We start from the raw sequence: 19,989 nt of genomic DNA on the forward strand, positions 1-19,989 counted from the left end.
AGAGGCCGCTTAAGCGGCCTTTTTTATGGCTATGCGATTTTCACCGGACGGTGGATGCCATAGCCCTGGGCGTAGTCGACGCCAATATCCTTGAGGCAAGCCAGCGTCTCTTTATTCTCTACCCACTCTGCGATGGTTTTTTTGCCCATGACCTGGGCAATTTCATTGATGGACTTGACCATAGCAAAATCAATTGGATCATCGATCATGTCTTTGATAAAGCCGCCATCGATTTTGATATAGTCTACTGCAAGGTTCTTAAGGTAACCGAAAGAAGAAACACCACTTCCGAAATCGTCCAATGCAAATTGAAAACCCATTGCACGTAGCTCTCCAATAAATGCGATGGCACTGGCCAGGTTAGCAATCGTTGCGGTTTCCGTTATTTCAAAGCAAATCTTTTCTGCAGAAACTTTCGAATTGCTGAGTTCGCTTTTGACAAATGCCAAAAAGCTGCCGTCGCCCAGCGAGAGACCTGACAAATTAATCGTACAGTATCGCATTTTCTCCAACGGTTGACTGTCGCTGCCCAGCCATTGAAATGCCCTGGCAACGACCCAGCGATCAATCTGCACGGACAGATCATAGCGCTCCGCTGCCGGCAAGAATGCGCCCGGTAAAATCAGTTCATCTTCTTCCTGCAAACGAACCAACAGTTCGTAGGCAGGGTATGCTGAATGATCGGACTGAAGGTCAACAATTTCTTGAGCAAATAACTGTAATCGGTTATCCGATATGGCATCTTTTATCCGATTGACCCAATTCATTTCTCCGCGCCGGCGGCGAATATCCTGATCATGATCCCGATAGATATGAATGCGATTTCGTCCTGAATCTTTGGCTACGTAGCAGGCGGCATCTACTGTGCTCATCACCTCGTCGATCGAAAGCGTGTTCGACGTTACCGCAGCAACCCCGATGCTGACACCCACAGAGTATTTTTTCTGCTCCCAGATAAAGTGAAATTCCTCAATCGATCGGCGCAGATTCTCGGCGACATGCTCGGCCTGTACGAGATCACAATTCTCCATAAGAACACCGAACTCGTCGCCTCCCAAACGCGCCAGAGAATCCCCCTTGCGCAGTTTTAGGGCCAGGAACGCCGCCAGATTTTTGAGCAGCGTATCACCAGCCAAATGACCGCAGGAGTCATTGATGACTTTGAACTGATCAAGGTCGAGATAACAAACCACATGCTCCATCGGCGTTCCCAGCGATTGCTCCAGCAACCGCTGCAAACGTCGTTCGAATTCGAATCGATTGATCAAACCAGTCAGAGAGTCGTGCGATGCCTGATAAGAGAGTTCCTGGGACAATTTGTGACGTTCAGAAATATCTTCAGAGACAATAAACAGGATCGGCTGCCGTTGATCGCCCTGAACCAGCCTCGCGGTTTCACGAACCCAAATAATGTCTCCGTTACGGTGCCGTTTTCGTAGCTCCCAGCTGTGAGCTTCGCCATTGGCCGCAAAACTGTCTGCCAAACCGGCCAGCAGCTTCGCCTTGTCTTCCTCGTGCACCAGATTTGAGAGCTTCGAATTGAGGAGATCATTGACGGTGTAACCCAGTTTTTGAGCCCCGAAGGCATTCACTGAAACTATGTTTGCGTCCGCGGAGACCGAAAAAAATATGGAGGGTGTATCGTCATACATTGACCTCAAACGTTGCTCGCTTTGGGACAGCGCTTGCTCCGCCAATTTCAGTTCCGTAATGTCTCGGGCACATACCACAACCCCTTCGACTTGACCCTCTGCTCCGTAGTAGGGATTGTGACGCCCCTGAATGCAGTGAGAGCTGCCGTCGGGAAGATCTCGCCAAAACTCAATGGTATTAACCTCTCCTCTCAACGATCTGTCCAATACCTCCTTTAGGCCCCCGTGGAATACCTCTTCACCGTGCAGATTAACCACGGTGTCGCCAATGATCTCATCTGCAGGGCGGGCGAATTTCTTAGAGTAGCTCTGATTGACAGCTCGGTAAACATAGTTGGCATCGACCAATGAGAGCAGGTCATCAGTTGATGCGAGAATCTCCGAGTATAACTTCCAGCGCCTTTCCGCTCGAACTCGTTCCAGTTCGCAGGAGGCGCGAACCGCATACACCTTCAATATCGCTTCGAGCTTTTCTGCCCGCTCAATGGGAGTCTGGTGCAGAATGCAAAGCAAGCCAATCGGGCGGCGGGCGGAATCCAGCAACGGAGCGGCGATAATACCCTCAGCACTGGTTTCCTGAAAGAGCCGGGAGTGTGGGTATTGAAGCAGGGCTTCTTTGACAATGGTCAGAACCGATGCTTGTCGTAAATCGAGGCTTAAGCCATCCAGAGTGAACTCGCTTGCCTCAAGCTGATGGCCTCTGTGATAAACCGCCAAAGTTGAAAAACGTTGATCTTCATACTCTTCCAGCTCGGCGATGACCGTATAGTCTGCTCTGAGAATCTCTCCCACCACTTTCGCCAGCTCAGCGAAGAAGTGCTCATCAGCAGGCAGGTGAAACCCCTTTTGAAGGGACTCGGACAAATGCGACGTGTTGGCTCTTTCGAGTTCAGCCCCACAGCGAGCAGCGTAAGATTGCAGCACGAAGGTCAACCAATCACGCCGATCAAGCGGTTTGGTATCGAGAATAACAATGTGACCAGAAACGACACCCGTCGAGTTAAAAACGGGCACAGCCATATAACCAACGGCTTCCAAATCCACCAGGTCCTGATCATAGGGGAAAAGACCCTGTATATTCTCAGGGTAATAGCAGAGATCTCCACCAATAACATCTTCGCAAGGAGTGTTTGCCAAGGGGTATTCCATGTTATCGAGCAGTTGATCATGATGGCAGAACGCGAGCATTCTGAGTCGCGTGGTGGGATAATCACAACACTCGGTAATAAAGGCGTAGCAAACTTCAGCTTCACGAGCTATATTCCTGGCGGCCTGACGAAAAAAATCTCCGCCATCAATAGCAACCAAATCATCAATCAAATGGCGGTGATCTGTGGTACCTTGCGACATATCGTTGACCGGTCTCCGAAGATCTCTTGATTCACAAGTATAAACTATCTCGCTTACACCATAGCTTCCATGCAATACACACAAAATGTATGGTTATTTTCCGAATCTGAACTTTGCGCTTTTGTGGCCGAGCTTGCCTTACTGAGGGCAAGGTCTATATTGAAGATACGTCGTTAAACGACCAACAATGGGAAAAAGGCCTGCAATGGATCGCGTGAACAACTATCAATACTGACTGATAACAACGCGATATGACTGACTTAAATGCCACTCCCAACAAGGTTCTGGTACTGGATCACGATGACGCATTCGTCTCCGCGATTGTAGACGCCCTGCACCCCACCGAAGTCAGCCATCACCCTGATGGTACCGCAGTGAGATCGGCTGACGGCTTTTCTGAATTCGACCTGATCATTTTAAATGACCAACTGAAGAGTGAAAGTGCCCGTGAGCTTTGCCGGATTATTCGAAAAAGCGATGAACACATTCCCGTTATATTCGCCTCCTATGAGAGTACCCTGGACTCCAAACTGGAAGCTTATGGTGCCGGTGGCAACGGCTTTTTCGATAAGGATGAAGAGTTTAAGGAACTGCCTCTGAAGGTCTCTACGCTGATCAGTCATCATCGCGCGCATCAATCGTTGTTGAAAAATCTGGAAACCAGTAACGAGCTTCTTTTTGCCTCCCAGCAAACCACCGCCCATATCCATGCGATCAATCGATTTATCAATAACAGTAACCAGTGCAAGAATGAGGAGTCGTTGTTTTGTGTTTTCTTCCATACACTCAAGGAGCTGGGCATAGACGGTGTACTGGAAATCTCCGACTTCGATCGTCGGCCGAGTTTTGGCAGCATCAGCCCACTTGAATCAGAAATTCTGCAGATGGCCGGACAACTTCCCCGAGTTCATTCCTTTGGGAAAAGCCGGGCTGTTTTTAACTGGTCCAGCTGCCGTTTTCTGGTTCGCCATGTGGGTGAGATGATGGATGTACTGGCCATGCTGATGGATGCTTTGGAATTTCGAATTCGTAAATCCAGGGAAGAAGCCCGCTTGCTCAAGCAGATTTCTGATATCGAGCAGCTTTGCGAAGTCAGCAAGGATTCCGTGGCGTCTTTAGTTCAGGAAATGTCTAATTCGATCAGTGCTGAACTGATGTCTCTCGGACTGGTTTCGTCCTTGTGTGAGGAGGAGGAGCAGCATCTGGAAGAAATTATCAGCCGCTACAATGATCAGATTCAAGGCATCCTGTCCCATCAGGATGACTACAACCAGCTGTTAAAAAGCACTGTGGATTCCATGCGCGAGGAAAACGAAGGCTTCCGCGCGTTCCTGGATAACATCAAACGCAGCGATGAGCAGCAGGATTCGATCGATCTGTTTTAATCTGGTTTGTCGATCAGGGACTTCAAGAGCAACATCGCGTTACTGTGGGCGGACACATTTTCCGGCCACACCGCATATACCGGTATCGGGTCCACGGACCAGTCCGGCAATAGTTCGACTAACTCTGACTCGGTGATTGCCTCATCAACCAGATAGTCCGGCGGTGTCGCCACACCCAGACCAAATCGACAAAACTGCGTCATCAACTCAACGCTATTCACGCTGACGCAATTCACAAACTGAACGGTGACTGGCTTACGCCCGGGTTTCTTTAGTGTTCGCTCCCTTGGCAGCATGGACAATCGAATCCACTGCCAATCGCTCAAGTCCCTGGGGGTTTTGGGTGGTGTATGACGGTGATAATAGTCTGCTGAACACACTAATTTTCTTTCGATGTTCCCCAGACGCCGTGACTTGATGGCGCTGTCCTCCATCGCGCCGATGCGAAAGGCCAGGTCAACCCCTTCCTGAACGATATTCTGGCGCTCGTCGGTGCTGCTGATCTGTAGCTCAATACCGGGATATTGATGGGCAAAGTCCGCCACTTTGCGTGCCCAAGGGGATCGAATCAACACGGAGGGCAGTGCCAGCTTGAGTCGGCCTGAGGGGACGTCCGCTTGAGGTTGCACCTTTGCCAGTCCCGTTCTTGCCAATTCCAGCATCTGCTCGGCCGATTCAAACAGCTGCTCGCCTTCATGAGTAAGTTTGAGAGAACGTGTCGAACGGTAGAGCAACGCGTTACCCAATCGCTGCTCCAGCTGGGAGATGTGGTAACTGACAACCGAGGGAGACAGGTCTAAAGACTGTGCAGCCGCCCGGAAAGAACCCAGTCGAACGGTTTCTGCAAATATCGCCATGGAACGTAGGTCGTCAATCATTGGGGAGCAATTTATTATGCAAATTTTTGGAACATAGAGATCTAATTAAACCATATTATAAATCAATAAGCATCAATCTAAACTGATGTCTCTACTCAAGGAGGCACCATGTTCACCGATATAACCACTACGATTATTGCCATCGGGCTATATGCCCTGTCCATGTCGATCAGTCCCGGACCCGTGAATATGCTTGCCCTGTCTTGCGGTGTCCGTCTGGGCCTGCGCAAGGCCATGGGTTTTGTATCTGGCGCGACGATTGGCTTTAGCCTTCTGTTGTTGGCCATCGGTTTGGGATTGAGCAATCTGGTTGATCCCAGCTCTGTGCTATTCAAGCTCTTGAAGTTTTCGGGGTTGGGGTTCATTGCCTGGATAGGCTTTCGCATCGCCACATCTGCGCCTGAGAATGGAGTTATTCAGCATCGAGACACTCAGAATGAACCAACAGGGGGAAGCACCGGTGCCTTCTGGCACGGATTTTTGCTTCAGTGGTTGAATCCCAAAGCCTGGCTGGCCTGCATAGCAGGGATAGCCGCGTTTGGGGTTTCATCGCTTCACGAACTGTGGGTGTTTAGCGGGATCTACTTCTGCATCTGTTATCCATCGATTGCAGCCTGGGCACTTTTGGGCAATCGCCTGCAACAATGGCTGCGGTCATCCCGCAATATGCGGCGTTTTAATCTCGTAATGGGCCTTTCATTGATACTCGTGGCCACAAGCATGATATGAGGGATAAAGTTGTCGTAACCGCAGGTGAAACAGTTCCCATCCAGGTTCAAGACGAGGATGGCAACCAGTCTTTGATATATATCCCCCGCGGGCCTATCGGAATTTGGGGCGGCAGCTTTTGGCTACCGCGAATTTTCAGAGTCAGAACTTGCGAACAACTTTACCGACCACGGAACGCGTCTCGCCGGGGAAGCAATCGCCGCGTACCAGACAGGTGCCGTAGTACTCTTCGTCGGTAAGGTTACGCAGGTTAAGGGTCAGATCCCAATCCTGGTTTTCGTAACCCACCATGGCATCAAACAGAGTCGCTCCCTCTGTGACAACCTGACCGTGAATCACAACGCCCGGAGCAACGGTGCTGAACTGATTGCTTTCGTTCTCTCCCGCATAGCGTACACCCAGTGCCGCCTTAAAGCCGAGCAGATCCCCTTCAGAAGGTTGGTACTGAACCCAGGCGGAGAATTGCTTTTCGGGGATACTGTCAAAGGCTACGCCTTCGGCGCTTTCAGTATCCATAATGGTGAGGTTGGCTTCGACACTGATGTCTTCGTGCACACGGGTATGGACTTCCAGTTCAAAACCTTTTGAAGTGCCGACACCTTCCTGCTGGCTGTTAGCCTCCGTGATGAGAGAGGCTGGGTTGGCCAGATTGGTTTCCTCGATATCGAAATAGGCAGCCGTGATGTAGGTCTGGCTCCCTTGCGGCTGGTACTTGATACCTGCTTCCCACTGTTCACCTTCGCGGGGTTTCAATGGCTGATTGGTCAGGCCGTCATTACCGACTACAGGCTCGAAGGACTCCGCATAGCTGATGTAGGGAGACAATCCCATGTCGAAAGCGTAGAGCACACCCGCACTGGCGGAAAGCGCATAGTCCCCCTGTTTGGGACTGCCCGCACTGCCAGATTTACTGTCGTCATAGCGAAGCCCCAGATTGACCTTCCACTTACCTACGGAAATCTGGTCATTAAGATAGATGCCGTGTTCTTCGGTGCGAGACTCCGGTGCGTCGTAGCCTGGCTGCAGACTGGCAAATGCTGCAGGCAGTTCACCATTGACGGGATTAAAAATATTGATGCTGTCGACACTGCGCAGATAGGTCAGGTTATTGTCCGTAATCACCTCCTGATAAGAAACTCCGGCAAATACCTCGTGCGCCAGATTGCCGGTCTCGAACTCGTAACGCATGCGCAGATCCACAGCCAGTTGCTCAGAGCTGGCATCACTCAGGTACCAGGTGCGCTGGCCATTGCCGTCGGCATCAACACGCGGTGAAGCACCGTTAAAATCGATCCAGGTCTGGAAATAATCCACATCGGCGTCCTTGTAGCGAATCACGCCTTCTAGGGAAAGTTGATCCGTAACTTCATGGTTGGCCAACAGACTCACCAAGGTGGAGTCTGTGTTGTAGCGGTTAAAGTCCGGGTGCCCCAGGTAGGCGGAGCTGTCGAGCTGTTGTTGGGTGGGCTGCGCGCACAAGAAATCCGGGGATACTTTGACGTCACTGCTCAGGCAGCCGCTGGCCTGCAGGGGCAAAAACTGATGCGCCGTATCGGTATCGCGATCCAGCACTTCGGCCATCAAAGTCACGCTGGTCGTCTCGTTTTGGTAGGTGATGGAGGGCATAAAGATCGCCGCATCATCCTGAACATTGTCAACCTGGGTGTCCGAGTCGCGATAGAGCCCAACCATACGGAAGTAGAGGTTGTTCGTCAGTTCCAGATTGATATCACCGGAAATCTGCTGGCGATTGTCCGAGCCATATTCCACAACGACCTCACCGTCTTTATCGGGGCCGGCGAGCTTGGAAATCGCGTTAACGATACCACCCGGAGTACCTTTACCGTAAAGCACAGAAGCAGGACCTTTCAGCACTTCCACCTGTTCCAGCATGTACACATCGGAGCGACTGTTGTTGTAAAAGCCAAACAGAACCTGTTGCCCGTCGCGGTACTCAGCAGCGTCAAACCCGCGGACCTTCGGAAAATCGCCGCGGGTTGAAAAGCCATAGGTGTCACCCATCACACCGGAGGTATAAGCCAGAATATCATCCAGGCTCAGAGCACCTTTATCGCGGAACATGTCTTCGCTTTCGATCGAAATTGAGCGAGCCGTTTCCAAAATGGGCACCGCTGACTTGGTGGCACCGTAGCGGGAAAGGTTGCCGACAACGTTGATCTCTTCAATTTCCCCCTCGCTCTGTGCAATGGTGCCTGGTGCAAAAGTTACGGCCTGTACTGCCGCAGCCAGTATGAGGGGTGAAAAACGTATCCTGCTCCGGTATTTCATGATTGCTCCCTTGGTCAGATTTTTTAATGAATGTTGCGGATTTGATTGGGTGCCGCGTAACGCTTGTTGATGCGGAAATCGGGATCAGTGGTAAGCGCTTCCACCAGCGGATTAATGAGCCCGTCCTTGGGCTGAGTTAAGGTCACGCCGTCCAACTCGCAATTCACCAATTGCAATAGAATATTGGCGTCACACTGGAAACCACGCCCACGCAGCAGAGCTCCGAACTCTACGGCCGTTCGCGCAAATCGCGTCTCAGCACGACTGCGATTGCTGTCGCGGTGCAGGAGTATGGTTGCCACCTCCATCGCGTTACCGAAGGTCACCAATGCTTTTTGCCAGTTGGCCTCCTGTGCCTTTTCACGCCCGGCAAGAATGGCTTCGGCCCAAAAGCGGCGAGCCTCTCGGGCGTCCCGCATCAACGCCTGGCGGTGGTGGTTACAGAGAAAATGAAAACTTCTCGCCTGTTTGTTGCCGCGGTTGTTGCTTGTGTCATTGCTCATGGTGATTCCTGTAGGTTCCCTGCACAGTCGAGACGCAAACATTAATACGAACCATTATCATTTGCAATAAGGAATTAGATGTTCCCTTCGACCAGACCTGGATGTCCTGTCTGGGTCTGCTTAATTCGATGAATTAGCATGGCAGGACAGCACCTTATCGGGGCAGTCCGAGCGTGGAGAAGCGGGCAAGAGAGCAGTATGGAAACCGGCGGCCTGAACGTCAGTCGCCGGGAAGCAGATTGGGCTCAGGTGAATCGATCACTGCTTGGCGACTCAGTAACCAGACTCCAGTCAGACCCACTAGCAACAGGATTAGATCTACTGCCAACCCAATCCCGGCCGTCGTGTGCGCCTCTGTGTACCAGAGATGGGCGAGCGCCAGCGTCACCAGACTCGCACTGAGCAGCCACTGTAATGATGCGCGCACTTTCGTTGCGCAATTGGTAACGATGCCGGCAACCAGCACCAGTGCAGTAATCCCCCAGAAAGTACCCGTTGCCAAAGTGGGTACAAACACCGACAGCAGCGCCGAACCGCTCAATCCGAGCGGAGTTCCCCAGACCAATGCTGCCCAGGCAGAATTGATCCGGGTCTCGCGCTTGCGCTTGGCCAGCCAGATATTGATGCCACCGGCACAAACCACGGTCAGAGCCAGACCGAAAACAACATAGAGTAGCTTCACGCCGAAACCGCCAAACTGGCCAAAGTGCAACCGATAAACGGAGTAAGCAACAACCCGGGCCACCGGCCCGTCCGACAAGCCCTGATGGTTGACGTAATCACCCGCACTGTTGAATCGATAGATCTCGGAGTAAGTCAGCCGGCCCGGAAGTGTTGCGGCAATTTCCAGAAACTGTTTGCGGCTACCGGGATGCTGGTAAGCCAGGTAAATGGGTTCGGCCTCGGGAGCAACACGCCGCAGCTCGTCCAATGCCCGCCGGGTATCAAAGGGACTGATTTCCCCATCCATAATCGGGTCGGCACCATAAACGGCGTCCATAATCGCAGTAAGATCATTGTTGTAGAGCAATGGCGCTGCGACGACCACCATAACACTGATCAGCCCGATATAAGCGCCTGTCAAGGCGATCATAAGAGAAAAGGGCAGGCTCCAGACACTCAGGCGATTGTGGATGTCTGTTTGCTGAAGGCGATAGGATTGCTCAAGGCGCAGCTTGAAGGCGTCTTTGATAATGGCAGGATGTGCCAACACGCCAGAAAGAGCCAACCCCAGCAGCATCACGCCAAAGATACCCACGATGATCATGCCAAAGTTCTCTGGCAGGTGAAGATAGTAGTGCAGGTGCCGCAACATGGCGGCAAAACCCGCTTCCTCTAGGGGAACCTCAGTGAGATTCCCTGCGGAGTCGGTAAACCATTCATGTTCTGCGGTCGCAACGTGGGCGCGGGGCATGCCATCAGTAGGCGGCATCACCCAAATGGTTTCCGGAGAGGTATCCGAACGCTGCAGGATTTGCTGCCGGGCGTTGTCTATCGCCCGCGGCGAAAGGGTGTCAAATTCATCGATGTGCGGTTGTTGCCAACGTTCAAACTCGTGCCCAAACACCAGCACCGTGCCGCTAAGGCAGATCAGGTAGAGTCCGGCTCCGAGTGAAACACCCATCCACTTGTGGGCATGAAGCATTTGTTTTATCAGCTGTTTCGATGCGTAAAGCATGAACGATTCCCAATCCGCATTCTCCGTAGCAGCCCGAGGGCGAGCGGTCGCGCTCAGAGCGCGCTGCTACGGTGAGTTCAAGCTTAACTAAGTGCCATTCGACCTTAGATATAAAGAGTTAATAAAGAACCAAGGCCAATTCCCATCAGAACAATGGGTGGACGCCAGGCTTTTGCATCGGCGCAGGCCCATACTGCCGCAATCGCCCAGATCGTCGGAAACAGAAATGCCATTAGCACCAAGCGCGTAGGTTCGGAAAAAGGCAACACCGGCAGCAGGGCGACACACAACATCACACTCCCAATACCCGCCAGGGGGCCTGCTGCTATAAACGCAGTCGCCTTAGCCCAAACTCGCCGATCTTTTGCAATGAATAGGGTCTTTTCCGCTTTATCTGATTTAGCGCGCGTGGCTTTGGTTGATTCTCTGCTCAACCGCAGCTGGCGCCAAAAAATCAACAGCCAGACGAACAGCGTGGTGAGCAGCAGAACAAAAACAGTCGCAAACTCCAACCCTACTGACGATGACCACAGTGCAACCGCTAATACCAGGCCCACCCAGGGAGCCAGTTTTCTCCAAAGAGGTCGCCGGGCGGAACCGGCCTGCCACAGACGCAGCAACTCCCAGGCGCAAATTCCGCATAATGCGGCAGAAATAAGATCGTTAATGACGCCCTCGTCCATAGACCTGTTTATTCCCTATTCTGGAGGATTCAACTGGAGAGTCCCGATTCATCGTGACTTGCATTCTGATGCCTTACCTACAACGGCCAGAGAAATTAACCCAAATACAAATAATTATCAACTGCAATTGGCTTTGAATCCACTAAAGACAAACCAAGGCAGTTGGGGCAGACTTCCACCTCTCTCAATCTGTTAAAGGAGCTAACCGTGGCACTGGTCTCGCGCACTATCGAATACACAGTTGAAGGTACCCTGTTGGAAGGCTATCTCGTTTGGGACGACAGCTGGGATGGCCCTCGTCCCGCAGTGGCTGTCGCCCACACCTGGGCCGGCCGGGGGGAGTTTGAGTGCGGCAAGGCTCGTAAACTGGCGGAACAGGGTTACGTGGGCTTCGCGCTGGATATGTATGGTAAGGGGATTCTCGGTACCGGTCCCGAGGAAAACGCGGCACTGATGAACCCACTGCTGGAAGACCGTGCGCTGCTGCAAAAGCGCATCAACGGTGCCATCGAGTGTCTACGCGAGCAACCGCAAGTAAATGCCGCGCAAGTGGCAGCTATGGGCTTCTGCTTTGGCGGTTTGTGCGCACTGGATCTGGCCCGCTCAGGCTCCGATGTCTGCGGTGTGGTGAGCTTTCACGGGCTGTTTACACCTGCCGCCAACCTGCCCAAGCCTCAGATTCAAACCAAAGTGCTTTGCCTGCACGGGTACGATGACCCCATGGCCAAACCCGACAGCATGGTTGCCCTGGCCGATGAGATGAACGCTGCCGGCGCCGATTGGCAGGTGCACGCCTATGGCGGCACCGTGCATGCGTTTACCAATCCAGTTGCTGCCGACCCCGATAATGGGTTGGCCTATAGCAAGAAGGCTGATCGCCGGTCCTGGCAGGCACTTATGAACTTTCTGGAAGAAGTATTCAGTGTCTAACGTCTCAACCACATAGGCACAAGATTAACAGGATAACCCTTTGAGCTGCAGCCGAATCAACGGGTCTGCAGCTCCAACAGCTGTTCTTGCAGTTCTTCAATTTGAGACTGCATCTGAGCCACCTGCTGCTCCAGCGCCAGAATTCGATCATTGTCTGCGCCGGCACCCGCACTGGGGCCAGAGGTGACTTGAGCAGAGGCAGCCTCCGCCATTGCCTCAACATCCACCTCCCCGCTAAACAAATGCGCGTAACGGGATTCCCGCTTGCCCGGCTCTCGGGGCAATCTCACCACATAGGCTTTTTCGGGGTCATGCGATAACCGCTGCAGGGTTGCCTCCACTTCTTTAACATCACTGAATTTGCACAGGCGATTGGTACGGGTGCGAAGCTCGCCCGGCGTTTGCGGCCCCCGCAACAAGAGCACACAAATGACACCCAGCTCCTGTTCATCAAACTGCAGTTTGGAAAACTCCGTATTACAAAAACGATGCTGGAGTTTGGTCACCCGGCTCCCGAATCCGCTGTTTTCTGTCACCAGATGTTGTTTGACCAGTTCATCGACCGTCTCCTGAACCACGCTCTCGTCGAGATCCAATACCGGCTCCCGGTTGCTCTTTTGATTGCAACCCGTCGTCAGGGAGTTCAGGGATAAGGGGTATTGGTCGGGCGTGGTGATCTGCTTTTCAATCAGCACGCCGATTACGCGGGTTTCTTCCAAGCTTAAATTCATTGCCTCTGCCATAGCAGCATCATCCTATCTGTTGATCCTCCTGGAGATCCGACCACACCGCAAATTCGTTGCCACTCGGTTCAAGAAAGTGAAAGCGCCGACCGCCAGGAAAAGAAAATATCGGTTTGCAAATGTTACCACCGGCGGCTTCCACACTCGCCCGGGTTTGTTCCAGATTTTTGCTGTAGAACACCATGAGAGCTGCGCCGTTTTGCGTTTGGGAACTCTGATCGGATTTGAAAAACCCGCCGTCCAGGCCTTGATCAGAGAATGCGGTGTATTCGTCACCAAAATCCTGGAAATTCCAGCCAAACGCCTTGGTAAAAAACGTCTTGGTCGCAGGGATATCACTTGCGGGAAATTCGACGTAGTTTAGTTTTTCGTGCTCGTTCATAGTCTCTCCTTAACTTCTTTCAACGTTAGCACATCACTGCCGTTACCGACATTTTGTATTAGCTAAAGGTCGTCTCGCCACCAGAAAGCAGGCGATGGATTTTCCCTCCGGCACAAATTGATACTCAATATCAAAGCCCGCGCCCTTCAAACTGTTTTGCAAATCGGCCCGACTGAAGACCCGAACCTCAGGAATCAGTCCCAGAAAACTGCCAACAGGACCAACGTACCGAAACCAGCCCATATTGTCACCCAGGCAGGCGGTGCTGCTGACAAATATTCCGCCCGGCTTCAGCAGCTCAAATACACGGGAGATGGCAGCTTGAGGATCTTCCAACAGATGCAGAATGCTCATGCCCAGAATCATATCAAAGGATTGCTTTTCGGCCTGAAAGTCTTCGAGAGCGGAGATCTCAAAGCTAAGGTTATCGATGGGGTTGGACGCCAGTTTGCGCTGGGCTATTTCAATCATCTTGGGAGAGACGTCAATGGCTTTATAGTCACCGGCCCCCGGTGCCAGCAGCAAGGCAGTGGAGCCCGTGCCACAACCGAATTCAAGCACCTTGTGGTCGGCGTTCAAGCAATCCCTGACCTTGTCCAGCTTGTGTTGGTAAGCATCTTCATCCGCGATGGGCTGCTTGGCATAGCGTTCGGCGATACGGTTCCAGAAGCGAACGGATGTTCCCATGGCAAATCTCCTTTAGATAACGAAAGCGGATAGTCATTATATTTATGCAAAAATTGGCTTAATATAGCCATTTTTGCAGCTGAGTTATTCATATTTGCATGGATTGGCGATCAATTAAATACGACTGGAATCGGGTACGGGCATTTTTGGTGACTGCCGAAGAGGGTTCCCTTTCTGCAGCCGCTCAGGCGTTGGGGGTCTCCCAGCCCACCCTGGGGCGGCAGGTGTCCGCCTTGGAAGCAGAGCTGGGCCTGGCACTGTTTGAGCGGGTGGGCAGAGGCCTGGAACTGACCCCAGGGGGCCTGGAGCTACTCGAACACGCCCGCTCCATGGCGGATGCCGCGACTCAACTATCGTTGGTGGCTACCGGTCAGTCTGACTCCCTGGAGGGGGACATCTGCATCAGTGCCTCTGAAGCAATGGCCACCTTTATGCTGCCTCCCATTCTTCACAGACTTCGCCTGGAGCAACCCCGTATTCACGTCACATTGCTGGCCACCAATGATCCCAGTGATTTGCGACGCCGGGAAGCGGACATCGCCGTGCGTTCCTTCCGCCCTACCCAGCCGGATTTGATCGCGCGAAGAGTCACGGAGTTTAAGGCTAACCTCTATGCCACTCCTGAGTATCTGGCGCTCTTGGGTAACCCCAATTCTACAGCAGACTTTTCTGGTGCCGACTTCCTGGGCTTTAATGATAACCATGAGCTGATGAAGGGACTTAACGAATGGGGTTTTCAGCTGACACCGGAAAACTTCCCGGTAATGACGGAAAACCACATTGCCCAGTGGGAGCTGGTTAAACAGGGCCTGGGGATTGGCGTGATGATGCAGCAGGTAGGAGACGCCGAGCCACGAGTGCAACGTATTTTGCAGAATTACGAACCCATGAGTGGCGAGATCTGGCTGGTGGCACATCGAGAGCTGCGAACCAGCCGGCGAGTCCGAATGGTTTTTGATTTTTTGGCGCAGGCACTGTCTCAGGCAAAGGTTTAGGATCGATGTAGGATTGCGCCAACCTCAGACGTCTACACTAGAACGACAACCAAGAAGGAGATGTCGCCATGCAATACTCCCTACTGATTTACGGCTCTGAAGGAATCTATGAACGCCTCTGCGAAGAGGAACAACAACAGATCATGCAGGGCCACTATGACCTGCAGGCCGTACTGGCCGAACGGGGTGAGTTCTCGTCGGCGAAACTCATGTCCACCACCAGTGCCGTCACGCTGCAACCCACCCAGGCCGTCGCCCAGCCGGCTCTGGTCAAAGACGGCCCTTTTGCAGAAACCAAGGAACGTCTGCTGGGCTTTTACACCTTTGAGTGCGATACCCTGGACGACGCTATCGAGCTGGCCAATAAGCTGTCGTCGCCTTACGTCAGGCTGGAGGTCCGCCCCGTGGATTGGGCTGGCGGTGTGCTGGCAGGCTTATGACCGACGAACACCAGTGGTTGCAGGCCAGATTTGCCGATATCCGGCCCAGGGCGCTGGCCGCCCTGGTAAGGCGTTTTCGCGATCTCGAATTGGCGCAGGATTGTTTTGCCACAGCCTGCGTTCGCGCCCTGGATAAATGGCCTGAGGAGGGTTTACCCAACGACCCGCTCGCCTGGTTGATTACGGTCGCCGGCAATGCCGGCATTGATACGCTCAGACGTCAGCAGCGGATTGCCGAGAAATCAATGCTACTGGATCAGGGGTCTGAACTCCTGGACGACGGGATTGAGGATCAACTGGACAATCAAGTATTCAGGGACGACATCCTGCGATTGCTGTTTATCTGCTGCCATCCTGACCTGTCACCGCAGGACCAATCGGCTCTTGCCCTGCGGGTGGTTGCCGGGCTGTCGGTCGCCGAGATCGCCAGTGCCTTTTTGGTGAAACGTAAAACCATGGAACAGCGTATCACCCGTGCCAAGCACACCGTCGCCAAAGCCGACGTCGCCTTCGCCCCCCCCGACCTGGAGCAACGCCACCGCCGCCTCAATACGGTGATGCTGATGTTGTACCTGCAATTTAACGAGGGTTGGTCGGCCAGCGGTGGGAACGCCGTTATTAAATTACCCCTGTGTGAAGAAGCCATTCGACTGGCACGCTTGCTCTTGGAGCTGTTCCCCGGCATCAGTGAACTGATGGGGTTACTGGCGTTGTTTTTGTTACAACACTCTCGCCGCAAGGCGCGTGTTTGCGATGGCAATTTAATTCCCTTAGCGGAACAGGATCGCTCTCAGTGGGATCAGATGCAAATTTCCGAAGCTTCCGCACTACTGGACAAAGCACTGCGACACAGAACGCCCGGCACCTACCAGATTCAGGCAGCCATTGCGGCCGTCCACAGCCATGCTGCTACGGACGATGCGACCGACTGGGAGGAAATCGAAAAGCTCTACCGGGCGCTTTACCTGCTGGAACCCACACCCGTGGTTAAACTCAACCATGCCTCCGCCGTGGCTCAAGTGGCCGGCCCCCAGGCTGCGCTGGATATGCTGGCACCACTGAGTGAATCCCTGGACAGCTACCGCTGGTTTCACACCGCCAAAGCCAGCTTTTTGATGGATCTCAGCCAACCGGCTAAAGCAAAGAGCGCCTACCAACAGGCCTTGGAGCTCAACCCCACCCCCGAAGAAAGACGCTTTATTGATGAAAAAATTCGAGCCTGCGAAAAAAGTTTGAATCCCTTGTAGGCATCGTCGAATGGGCAGCGTCCTTGTCGTGAAGCCAGCGCAAACACACTGGCGACTAATGACAGAGTTAATTCACAAGACGAGGAAATTCCTATGAGCATTACCATGACAACTCCAGGTGCCGCTGGTTGGATTCAATACACTGGCCCCGACACCGATGCCGCCAAGGCGTTCTACCGCGATGTGATGGGTTGGAACATCGCCGATATGCCCATGCAGGATGGCTCCAGTTACCCGGGCATTGTGGTTGAAGACACCCCCATTGGCGGCTTTTCTCCCGAGCCGGCAGAGCAGGGTACCTGGACCATCTTTATTACCGTGCCAGACGTCGACGCCAGCATTGGCCGAGCGCGGGAATCAGGCGCCGAGATTGTCAGCGAACCTGCGGACTATCCCGGTGTTGGCCGCATCGCTACCCTGCTCGATCCGCAAGGCGCCCGCATCGCGCTGGTCACCTACGAGAGCATGCAATGATACTCCCGGTGACCGCGCTGTTTGCGGCAATCATGGCCCTGATACAGTTCCCGATGACGATGGTGGTGGGTATTCGTCGCGCCCAAACCGGCATTCATTTTATGACGGGGGATGATGTGGTGCTGATGCGCCGCATGCGCGCCCACGGTAATTTTACCGAGACCGTGCCCATCATCCTGCTGGCCATGGCGGCGGCCGAATCGGTGGGTGCTTCATCCACGTTACTGTACGCTTGTGGCATTGCCTTACTGCTGGGGCGGTTGGTGCACTTCGTGAATCTGTGTCGCGATGGTGCGCCACAGATTCGTGCGTTGGGCATGATACTGACCCTCACCGCCATGGTGATATTGCCGGGGTTTACGCTGCTGCGATTAGCGGGCTGGGTTTAATACCTGAGCCTCGTTAGCGGGCAAGTGTTTTCACAGCGCTGAGCGTTCCGTCATGCTCTGCAGGGATGGAACGCTTCCAGGGCAATTCGAAAATTTATTCGTCGCCGTCGATGAAGTCCCCAAAGCCGCCCAGCACAGAGCCTTCGCCTTTGCGCTCACCGCCGGCGCGTGGAGCGTGGGCAAGGATATTATTGGCCAGACGCGAGAACGGCAGACTCTGGAGCCAGACCGTGCCGGTACCGGACAGTCGAGTCAGGAAGATACCTTCGCCACCGAAGATCATACTCTTCAGGCCACCCGCACGCTGGATATCGCAGTCGATGCCGCCGGTATATGCCACCAGACAACCGGTGTCCACCAACAGGTCTTCGCCGTTGAGTTCTTTCTTGATGATGCAGCCGCCAGCGTGAACAAAGGCCATATCATCGCCTTCGATTTTTTGCAGGATAAAGCCTTCGCCACCAAAAAAACCGGAACCGATTTTGGCATTCAGATGAATACCAATTTGGGTGCCGAGGGAGGCGCACAGGAAAGAATCTTTCTGGCAGATCACCATGCCGTCATATTGATCCATGTGCAGAGGAATAATCTTACCGGAGTATGGCGCAGCGAAAGACACACGCTTCTTGCCGGCGCCTTCGTTGGTAAAGTGGGTCATAAAGATCGACTCACCGGTCAGTACACGTTTGCCCACGCTGAGCAGCTTGCCCATGATGCCGGAGCTGGCCGCAGAGCCATCGCCCATCTTGGCCTCGAACTTAATGGAGGAATCCATATAGTTCATCATGCCCGCTTCGGCCACCACGGTCTCACCTGGGTCCAGTTCGACCTCCACCATCTGGATGTCGTCACCAAAAATTTCGTAATCTATTTCGTGGCACGTTTTGCTCATCGTCGTCTCCTGTAAATTCGATGGAAGTCCATGTGCTTTAGTGGTGCTATGAATAACACTAAAGCTCGGTGAATGAAAACCCAATTAGCGTTATAGCCAACCTTTTCACACCCCGGTTCAGTTTAAAACGATCATCCCCCGGCAATAGCGCCGACAATCAATAGCGGCTCCGCACCCTCGGCAATATTGCTGGGTAATTGCTGGTCGGGTGACTGATGGGACCAGTCTTCGCCATTGGCGAAAAATCTCACCATCGGCCGTCGCTGTTGCGTGACATGGTCGCGAACGGTGCCGGCCAGCATCGGGTAACACTGCTCCAAGCGATCGAGAATTCTGGCCAGAGTAACCGGCGCCGGCACATCGAGTTGCACCTCGGCGTCTGTATGAGCCAACAGCTGCAGGCCCTGTGGCAGAACCACGCGAATCATGGCAGTGTTTGCACCTCCACAGATAAAACGGCGGGCAGATCCCGGGCGATGGTTTGCCAGGTGTCACCACCATCGGGCGATACGTAAACTTGCCCGCCGGTAGTACCGAAGTAGATGCCGCAATCGTCCAGTCGATCCACCGCCATGGCATCCCGCAACACATTCACATAACAGTTTTGTTGTGGCAAACCATTGGTGAGAGGCTCCCAGTCATCGCCGCCGCTGCGGCTGCGATAAACTCGCAATTTGCCGTCGGGCGGATAGCGCTCCGAATCGCTTTTGATCGGTACCACGTAAACCGTGTCAGGGTCGTGGGCATGAACATCAATGGGGAAGCCGAAATCGCTGGGCAGGTTGCCGCTGACTTCGCGCCAGGAATCGCCGCCGTCATCGCTGCGCATCACATCCCAGTGTTTTTGCATATAGATCACCTCGGGCTTTGCCGGGTGCAAGGCCAATTTATGCACACAGTGGCCGACTTCCGCTTCCGGCTCTGGAATGTATTCTGACCGCAGTCCCTTATTGATGGGTTGCCAGGTAAGTCCTCCGTCATCGGTTCGAAATGCGCCTGCGGCGGATATCGCGGTGAATATTTTGTTGGGCTGATCGGGCACCAACACAATAGTGTGAAGACACATGCCCCCGGCGCCGGGCTGCCAGGAGGGGCCGGTACCATGGCCCCGCAGGCCGGCGACCTCCTGCCAGCTCTCGGCGCCGTCGCCACTGCGAAACAAGGCGGCGTCTTCGACACCGGCGTAGACTTCATCGGCATCTGTTAACGAAGGCTCCAGATGCCAGACACGCTTGAACTCCCACGGATGTTGGGTGCCGTCATACCATTGGTGCGTGGTCAGGGGTTTGCCGGTTTCGGCGGAGGTGTCGTAGGCGAATTTGTTGCTCTCGCCAATGGTAGGAGGTCCTTCTGGAGAGGGCTCTTTATTGTCAGCTGAGGGCTCTTTGTTTTCGGCCGAGGGCTCTTCACCAGCCGGGGTTCCGGGCTGCTCCCAGGTTTTGCCGCCATCGCTGGAGCGCTGTATCACCTGCCCGAACCAATCGCTGCATTGAGAGGCGTAGATGCGATCTGGATCAACCGGCGAGCCCTTCATATGAAAGATTTCCCAGCCTGCAAACAGTGGGCCTTCCACGGCCCAATCCGTGCGATTGCCATCCGCTGAGAGAATAAACGCGCCTTTGCGGGTACCGACCAAAACCCTGACACTGCTCATTGCTGCCTC

20 protein-coding genes are annotated in these 19,989 nt (G+C 53.6%); 8 read left to right on the forward strand and 12 right to left on the reverse strand.

Features of this window, described 5'->3' with window-relative positions; translation table 11 throughout:
• Window positions 1-29: 29 nt before the first annotated feature.
• On the reverse strand, window positions 30-3,002 hold the full coding sequence (locus tag HBA55_RS19190) for an EAL domain-containing protein (protein ID WP_166994765.1): 2,973 nt from the start codon (window positions 3,000-3,002) through the stop codon (window positions 30-32).
• Between the two features lie 251 nt (window positions 3,003-3,253).
• Between HBA55_RS19190 and HBA55_RS19195 the strand changes: the two genes are divergently transcribed.
• A complete protein-coding gene (locus HBA55_RS19195; RefSeq protein ID WP_166994767.1) occupies window positions 3,254-4,387 on the forward strand; it encodes a response regulator in 1,134 nt (377 codons plus the stop codon).
• Here the strand turns inward: HBA55_RS19195 and HBA55_RS19200 are convergent.
• Complete coding sequence (locus tag HBA55_RS19200; RefSeq protein ID WP_166994770.1) at window positions 4,384-5,244, reverse strand: LysR family transcriptional regulator; 861 nt, start codon at window positions 5,242-5,244, stop codon at window positions 4,384-4,386. The two genes, HBA55_RS19195 and HBA55_RS19200, sit on opposite strands and share 4 nt — an antisense overlap.
• 129 nt (window positions 5,245-5,373) lie before the next feature.
• Between HBA55_RS19200 and HBA55_RS19205 the strand changes: the two genes are divergently transcribed.
• Window positions 5,374-5,994, forward strand: coding sequence for a LysE family translocator (locus tag HBA55_RS19205; protein ID WP_166994772.1), 621 nt, complete (start codon window positions 5,374-5,376; stop codon window positions 5,992-5,994).
• Window positions 5,995-6,135: 141 nt separating this feature from the next.
• Here HBA55_RS19205 and HBA55_RS19210 read toward each other — a convergent pair whose 3' ends face one another.
• The 4 genes from HBA55_RS19210 to HBA55_RS19225 form a co-directional block, all read right to left on the reverse strand.
• Window positions 6,136-8,283: a TonB-dependent siderophore receptor gene (locus HBA55_RS19210; protein WP_166994774.1), complete on the reverse strand. Its 2,148-nt coding sequence runs from the start codon at window positions 8,281-8,283 to the stop codon at window positions 6,136-6,138.
• A gap of 23 nt (window positions 8,284-8,306) precedes the next feature.
• Window positions 8,307-8,786, reverse strand: coding sequence for a hypothetical protein (locus HBA55_RS19215; protein ID WP_166994776.1), 480 nt, complete (start codon window positions 8,784-8,786; stop codon window positions 8,307-8,309).
• 220 nt (window positions 8,787-9,006) lie between these two features.
• Window positions 9,007-10,464, reverse strand: a complete 1,458-nt coding sequence (locus HBA55_RS19220) for a PepSY-associated TM helix domain-containing protein (protein ID WP_166994778.1) — start codon at window positions 10,462-10,464, stop codon at window positions 9,007-9,009.
• A gap of 104 nt (window positions 10,465-10,568) precedes the next feature.
• On the reverse strand, window positions 10,569-11,147 hold the full coding sequence (locus HBA55_RS19225) for a hypothetical protein (RefSeq protein WP_166994780.1): 579 nt from the start codon (window positions 11,145-11,147) through the stop codon (window positions 10,569-10,571).
• Window positions 11,148-11,354: 207 nt separating this feature from the next.
• On the opposite strand from HBA55_RS19225, the gene HBA55_RS19230 reads away from it, so the two are divergent.
• Window positions 11,355-12,077, forward strand: a complete 723-nt coding sequence (locus HBA55_RS19230; protein WP_166994782.1) for a dienelactone hydrolase family protein — start codon at window positions 11,355-11,357, stop codon at window positions 12,075-12,077.
• Window positions 12,078-12,133: 56 nt separating this feature from the next.
• On the opposite strand, the gene HBA55_RS19235 is transcribed toward HBA55_RS19230, so the two are convergent.
• The 3 genes from HBA55_RS19235 to HBA55_RS19245 are packed head-to-tail and all read right to left on the reverse strand — an operon-like array spanning window position 12,134 to window position 13,889.
• Window positions 12,134-12,808, reverse strand: coding sequence for a YceH family protein (locus tag HBA55_RS19235; RefSeq protein ID WP_166994784.1), 675 nt, complete (start codon window positions 12,806-12,808; stop codon window positions 12,134-12,136).
• Window positions 12,809-12,827: 19 nt separating this feature from the next.
• The gene (locus HBA55_RS19240; RefSeq protein ID WP_166994786.1) at window positions 12,828-13,202 is read right to left on the reverse strand and encodes a VOC family protein; all 375 of its coding nucleotides are present in this window, start codon (window positions 13,200-13,202) and stop codon (window positions 12,828-12,830) included.
• 42 nt (window positions 13,203-13,244) lie between these two features.
• Window positions 13,245-13,889: a class I SAM-dependent methyltransferase gene (locus HBA55_RS19245; protein ID WP_166994788.1), complete on the reverse strand. Its 645-nt coding sequence runs from the start codon at window positions 13,887-13,889 to the stop codon at window positions 13,245-13,247.
• Between the two features lie 98 nt (window positions 13,890-13,987).
• On the opposite strand from HBA55_RS19245, the gene HBA55_RS19250 reads away from it, so the two are divergent.
• The 5 genes from HBA55_RS19250 to HBA55_RS19270 all read left to right on the forward strand — a co-directional run bounded on the left by HBA55_RS19250 (window position 13,988) and on the right by HBA55_RS19270 (window position 17,434).
• Entirely contained in the window at window positions 13,988-14,884 is an 897-nt protein-coding gene (locus HBA55_RS19250; RefSeq protein ID WP_206019871.1) for a LysR family transcriptional regulator, read from the forward strand.
• Window positions 14,885-14,952: 68 nt separating this feature from the next.
• Window positions 14,953-15,324 carry a YciI family protein gene (locus HBA55_RS19255; RefSeq protein ID WP_166994790.1) on the forward strand — a complete coding sequence of 124 codons (372 nt, stop codon included), beginning with the start codon at window positions 14,953-14,955 and terminating at the stop codon, window positions 15,322-15,324.
• A complete protein-coding gene (locus HBA55_RS19260; RefSeq protein ID WP_166994792.1) occupies window positions 15,321-16,571 on the forward strand; it encodes an RNA polymerase sigma factor in 1,251 nt (416 codons plus the stop codon). Before HBA55_RS19255 ends, HBA55_RS19260 begins: the two co-directional genes overlap by 4 nt.
• Window positions 16,572-16,664: 93 nt before the next feature.
• Complete coding sequence (locus HBA55_RS19265) at window positions 16,665-17,045, forward strand: VOC family protein (protein ID WP_166994794.1); 381 nt, start codon at window positions 16,665-16,667, stop codon at window positions 17,043-17,045.
• The gene (locus HBA55_RS19270; RefSeq protein WP_166994796.1) at window positions 17,042-17,434 is read left to right on the forward strand and encodes an MAPEG family protein; all 393 of its coding nucleotides are present in this window, start codon (window positions 17,042-17,044) and stop codon (window positions 17,432-17,434) included. The genes HBA55_RS19265 and HBA55_RS19270 overlap by 4 nt, the downstream gene beginning before the upstream one ends.
• Window positions 17,435-17,528: 94 nt before the next feature.
• Here the strand turns inward: HBA55_RS19270 and HBA55_RS19275 are convergent, their stop codons facing one another.
• From HBA55_RS19275 to HBA55_RS19285, 3 genes are all read right to left on the reverse strand, one after another.
• Entirely contained in the window at window positions 17,529-18,326 is a 798-nt protein-coding gene (locus HBA55_RS19275) for a TIGR00266 family protein (protein WP_166994798.1), read from the reverse strand.
• Window positions 18,327-18,457: 131 nt separating this feature from the next.
• Window positions 18,458-18,754 (reverse strand): MoaD/ThiS family protein, encoded by a 297-nt coding sequence (locus tag HBA55_RS19280; protein WP_166994800.1) that lies wholly within the window; start codon window positions 18,752-18,754, stop codon window positions 18,458-18,460.
• On the reverse strand, window positions 18,751-19,980 hold the full coding sequence (locus tag HBA55_RS19285) for a WD40/YVTN/BNR-like repeat-containing protein (RefSeq protein ID WP_166994802.1): 1,230 nt from the start codon (window positions 19,978-19,980) through the stop codon (window positions 18,751-18,753). Before HBA55_RS19285 ends, HBA55_RS19280 begins: the two co-directional genes overlap by 4 nt.
• Window positions 19,981-19,989 lie beyond the last annotated feature (9 nt).

Origin of the sequence: Pseudomaricurvus alkylphenolicus (assembly GCF_011683955.1) — a bacterium.
Classification (GTDB): Bacteria; Pseudomonadota; Gammaproteobacteria; order Pseudomonadales; family Cellvibrionaceae; genus Pseudomaricurvus; species Pseudomaricurvus alkylphenolicus.

Coding starts and splice junctions, on each gene's coding strand:
- HBA55_RS19190 (WP_166994765.1), bottom strand. CDS start 3,002: ATGTCGCAAGGTACCACAGATCACCGCCATTTGATTGATGATTTGGTT.
- HBA55_RS19195 (WP_166994767.1), top strand. CDS start 3,254: ATGACTGACTTAAATGCCACTCCCAACAAGGTTCTGGTACTGGATCAC.
- HBA55_RS19200 (WP_166994770.1), bottom strand. CDS start 5,244: ATGGCGATATTTGCAGAAACCGTTCGACTGGGTTCTTTCCGGGCGGCT.
- HBA55_RS19205 (WP_166994772.1), top strand. CDS start 5,374: ATGTTCACCGATATAACCACTACGATTATTGCCATCGGGCTATATGCC.
- HBA55_RS19210 (WP_166994774.1), bottom strand. CDS start 8,283: ATGAAATACCGGAGCAGGATACGTTTTTCACCCCTCATACTGGCTGCG.
- HBA55_RS19215 (WP_166994776.1), bottom strand. CDS start 8,786: ATGAGCAATGACACAAGCAACAACCGCGGCAACAAACAGGCGAGAAGT.
- HBA55_RS19220 (WP_166994778.1), bottom strand. CDS start 10,464: ATGCTTTACGCATCGAAACAGCTGATAAAACAAATGCTTCATGCCCAC.
- HBA55_RS19225 (WP_166994780.1), bottom strand. CDS start 11,147: ATGGACGAGGGCGTCATTAACGATCTTATTTCTGCCGCATTATGCGGA.
- HBA55_RS19235 (WP_166994784.1), bottom strand. CDS start 12,808: ATGAATTTAAGCTTGGAAGAAACCCGCGTAATCGGCGTGCTGATTGAA.
- HBA55_RS19240 (WP_166994786.1), bottom strand. CDS start 13,202: ATGAACGAGCACGAAAAACTAAACTACGTCGAATTTCCCGCAAGTGAT.
- HBA55_RS19245 (WP_166994788.1), bottom strand. CDS start 13,889: ATGGGAACATCCGTTCGCTTCTGGAACCGTATCGCCGAACGCTATGCC.
- HBA55_RS19250 (WP_206019871.1), top strand. CDS start 13,988: ATGGATTGGCGATCAATTAAATACGACTGGAATCGGGTACGGGCATTT.
- HBA55_RS19255 (WP_166994790.1), top strand. CDS start 14,953: ATGCAATACTCCCTACTGATTTACGGCTCTGAAGGAATCTATGAACGC.
- HBA55_RS19260 (WP_166994792.1), top strand. CDS start 15,321: ATGACCGACGAACACCAGTGGTTGCAGGCCAGATTTGCCGATATCCGG.
- HBA55_RS19265 (WP_166994794.1), top strand. CDS start 16,665: ATGAGCATTACCATGACAACTCCAGGTGCCGCTGGTTGGATTCAATAC.
- HBA55_RS19270 (WP_166994796.1), top strand. CDS start 17,042: ATGATACTCCCGGTGACCGCGCTGTTTGCGGCAATCATGGCCCTGATA.
- HBA55_RS19275 (WP_166994798.1), bottom strand. CDS start 18,326: ATGAGCAAAACGTGCCACGAAATAGATTACGAAATTTTTGGTGACGAC.
- HBA55_RS19280 (WP_166994800.1), bottom strand. CDS start 18,754: ATGATTCGCGTGGTTCTGCCACAGGGCCTGCAGCTGTTGGCTCATACA.
- HBA55_RS19285 (WP_166994802.1), bottom strand. CDS start 19,980: ATGAGCAGTGTCAGGGTTTTGGTCGGTACCCGCAAAGGCGCGTTTATT.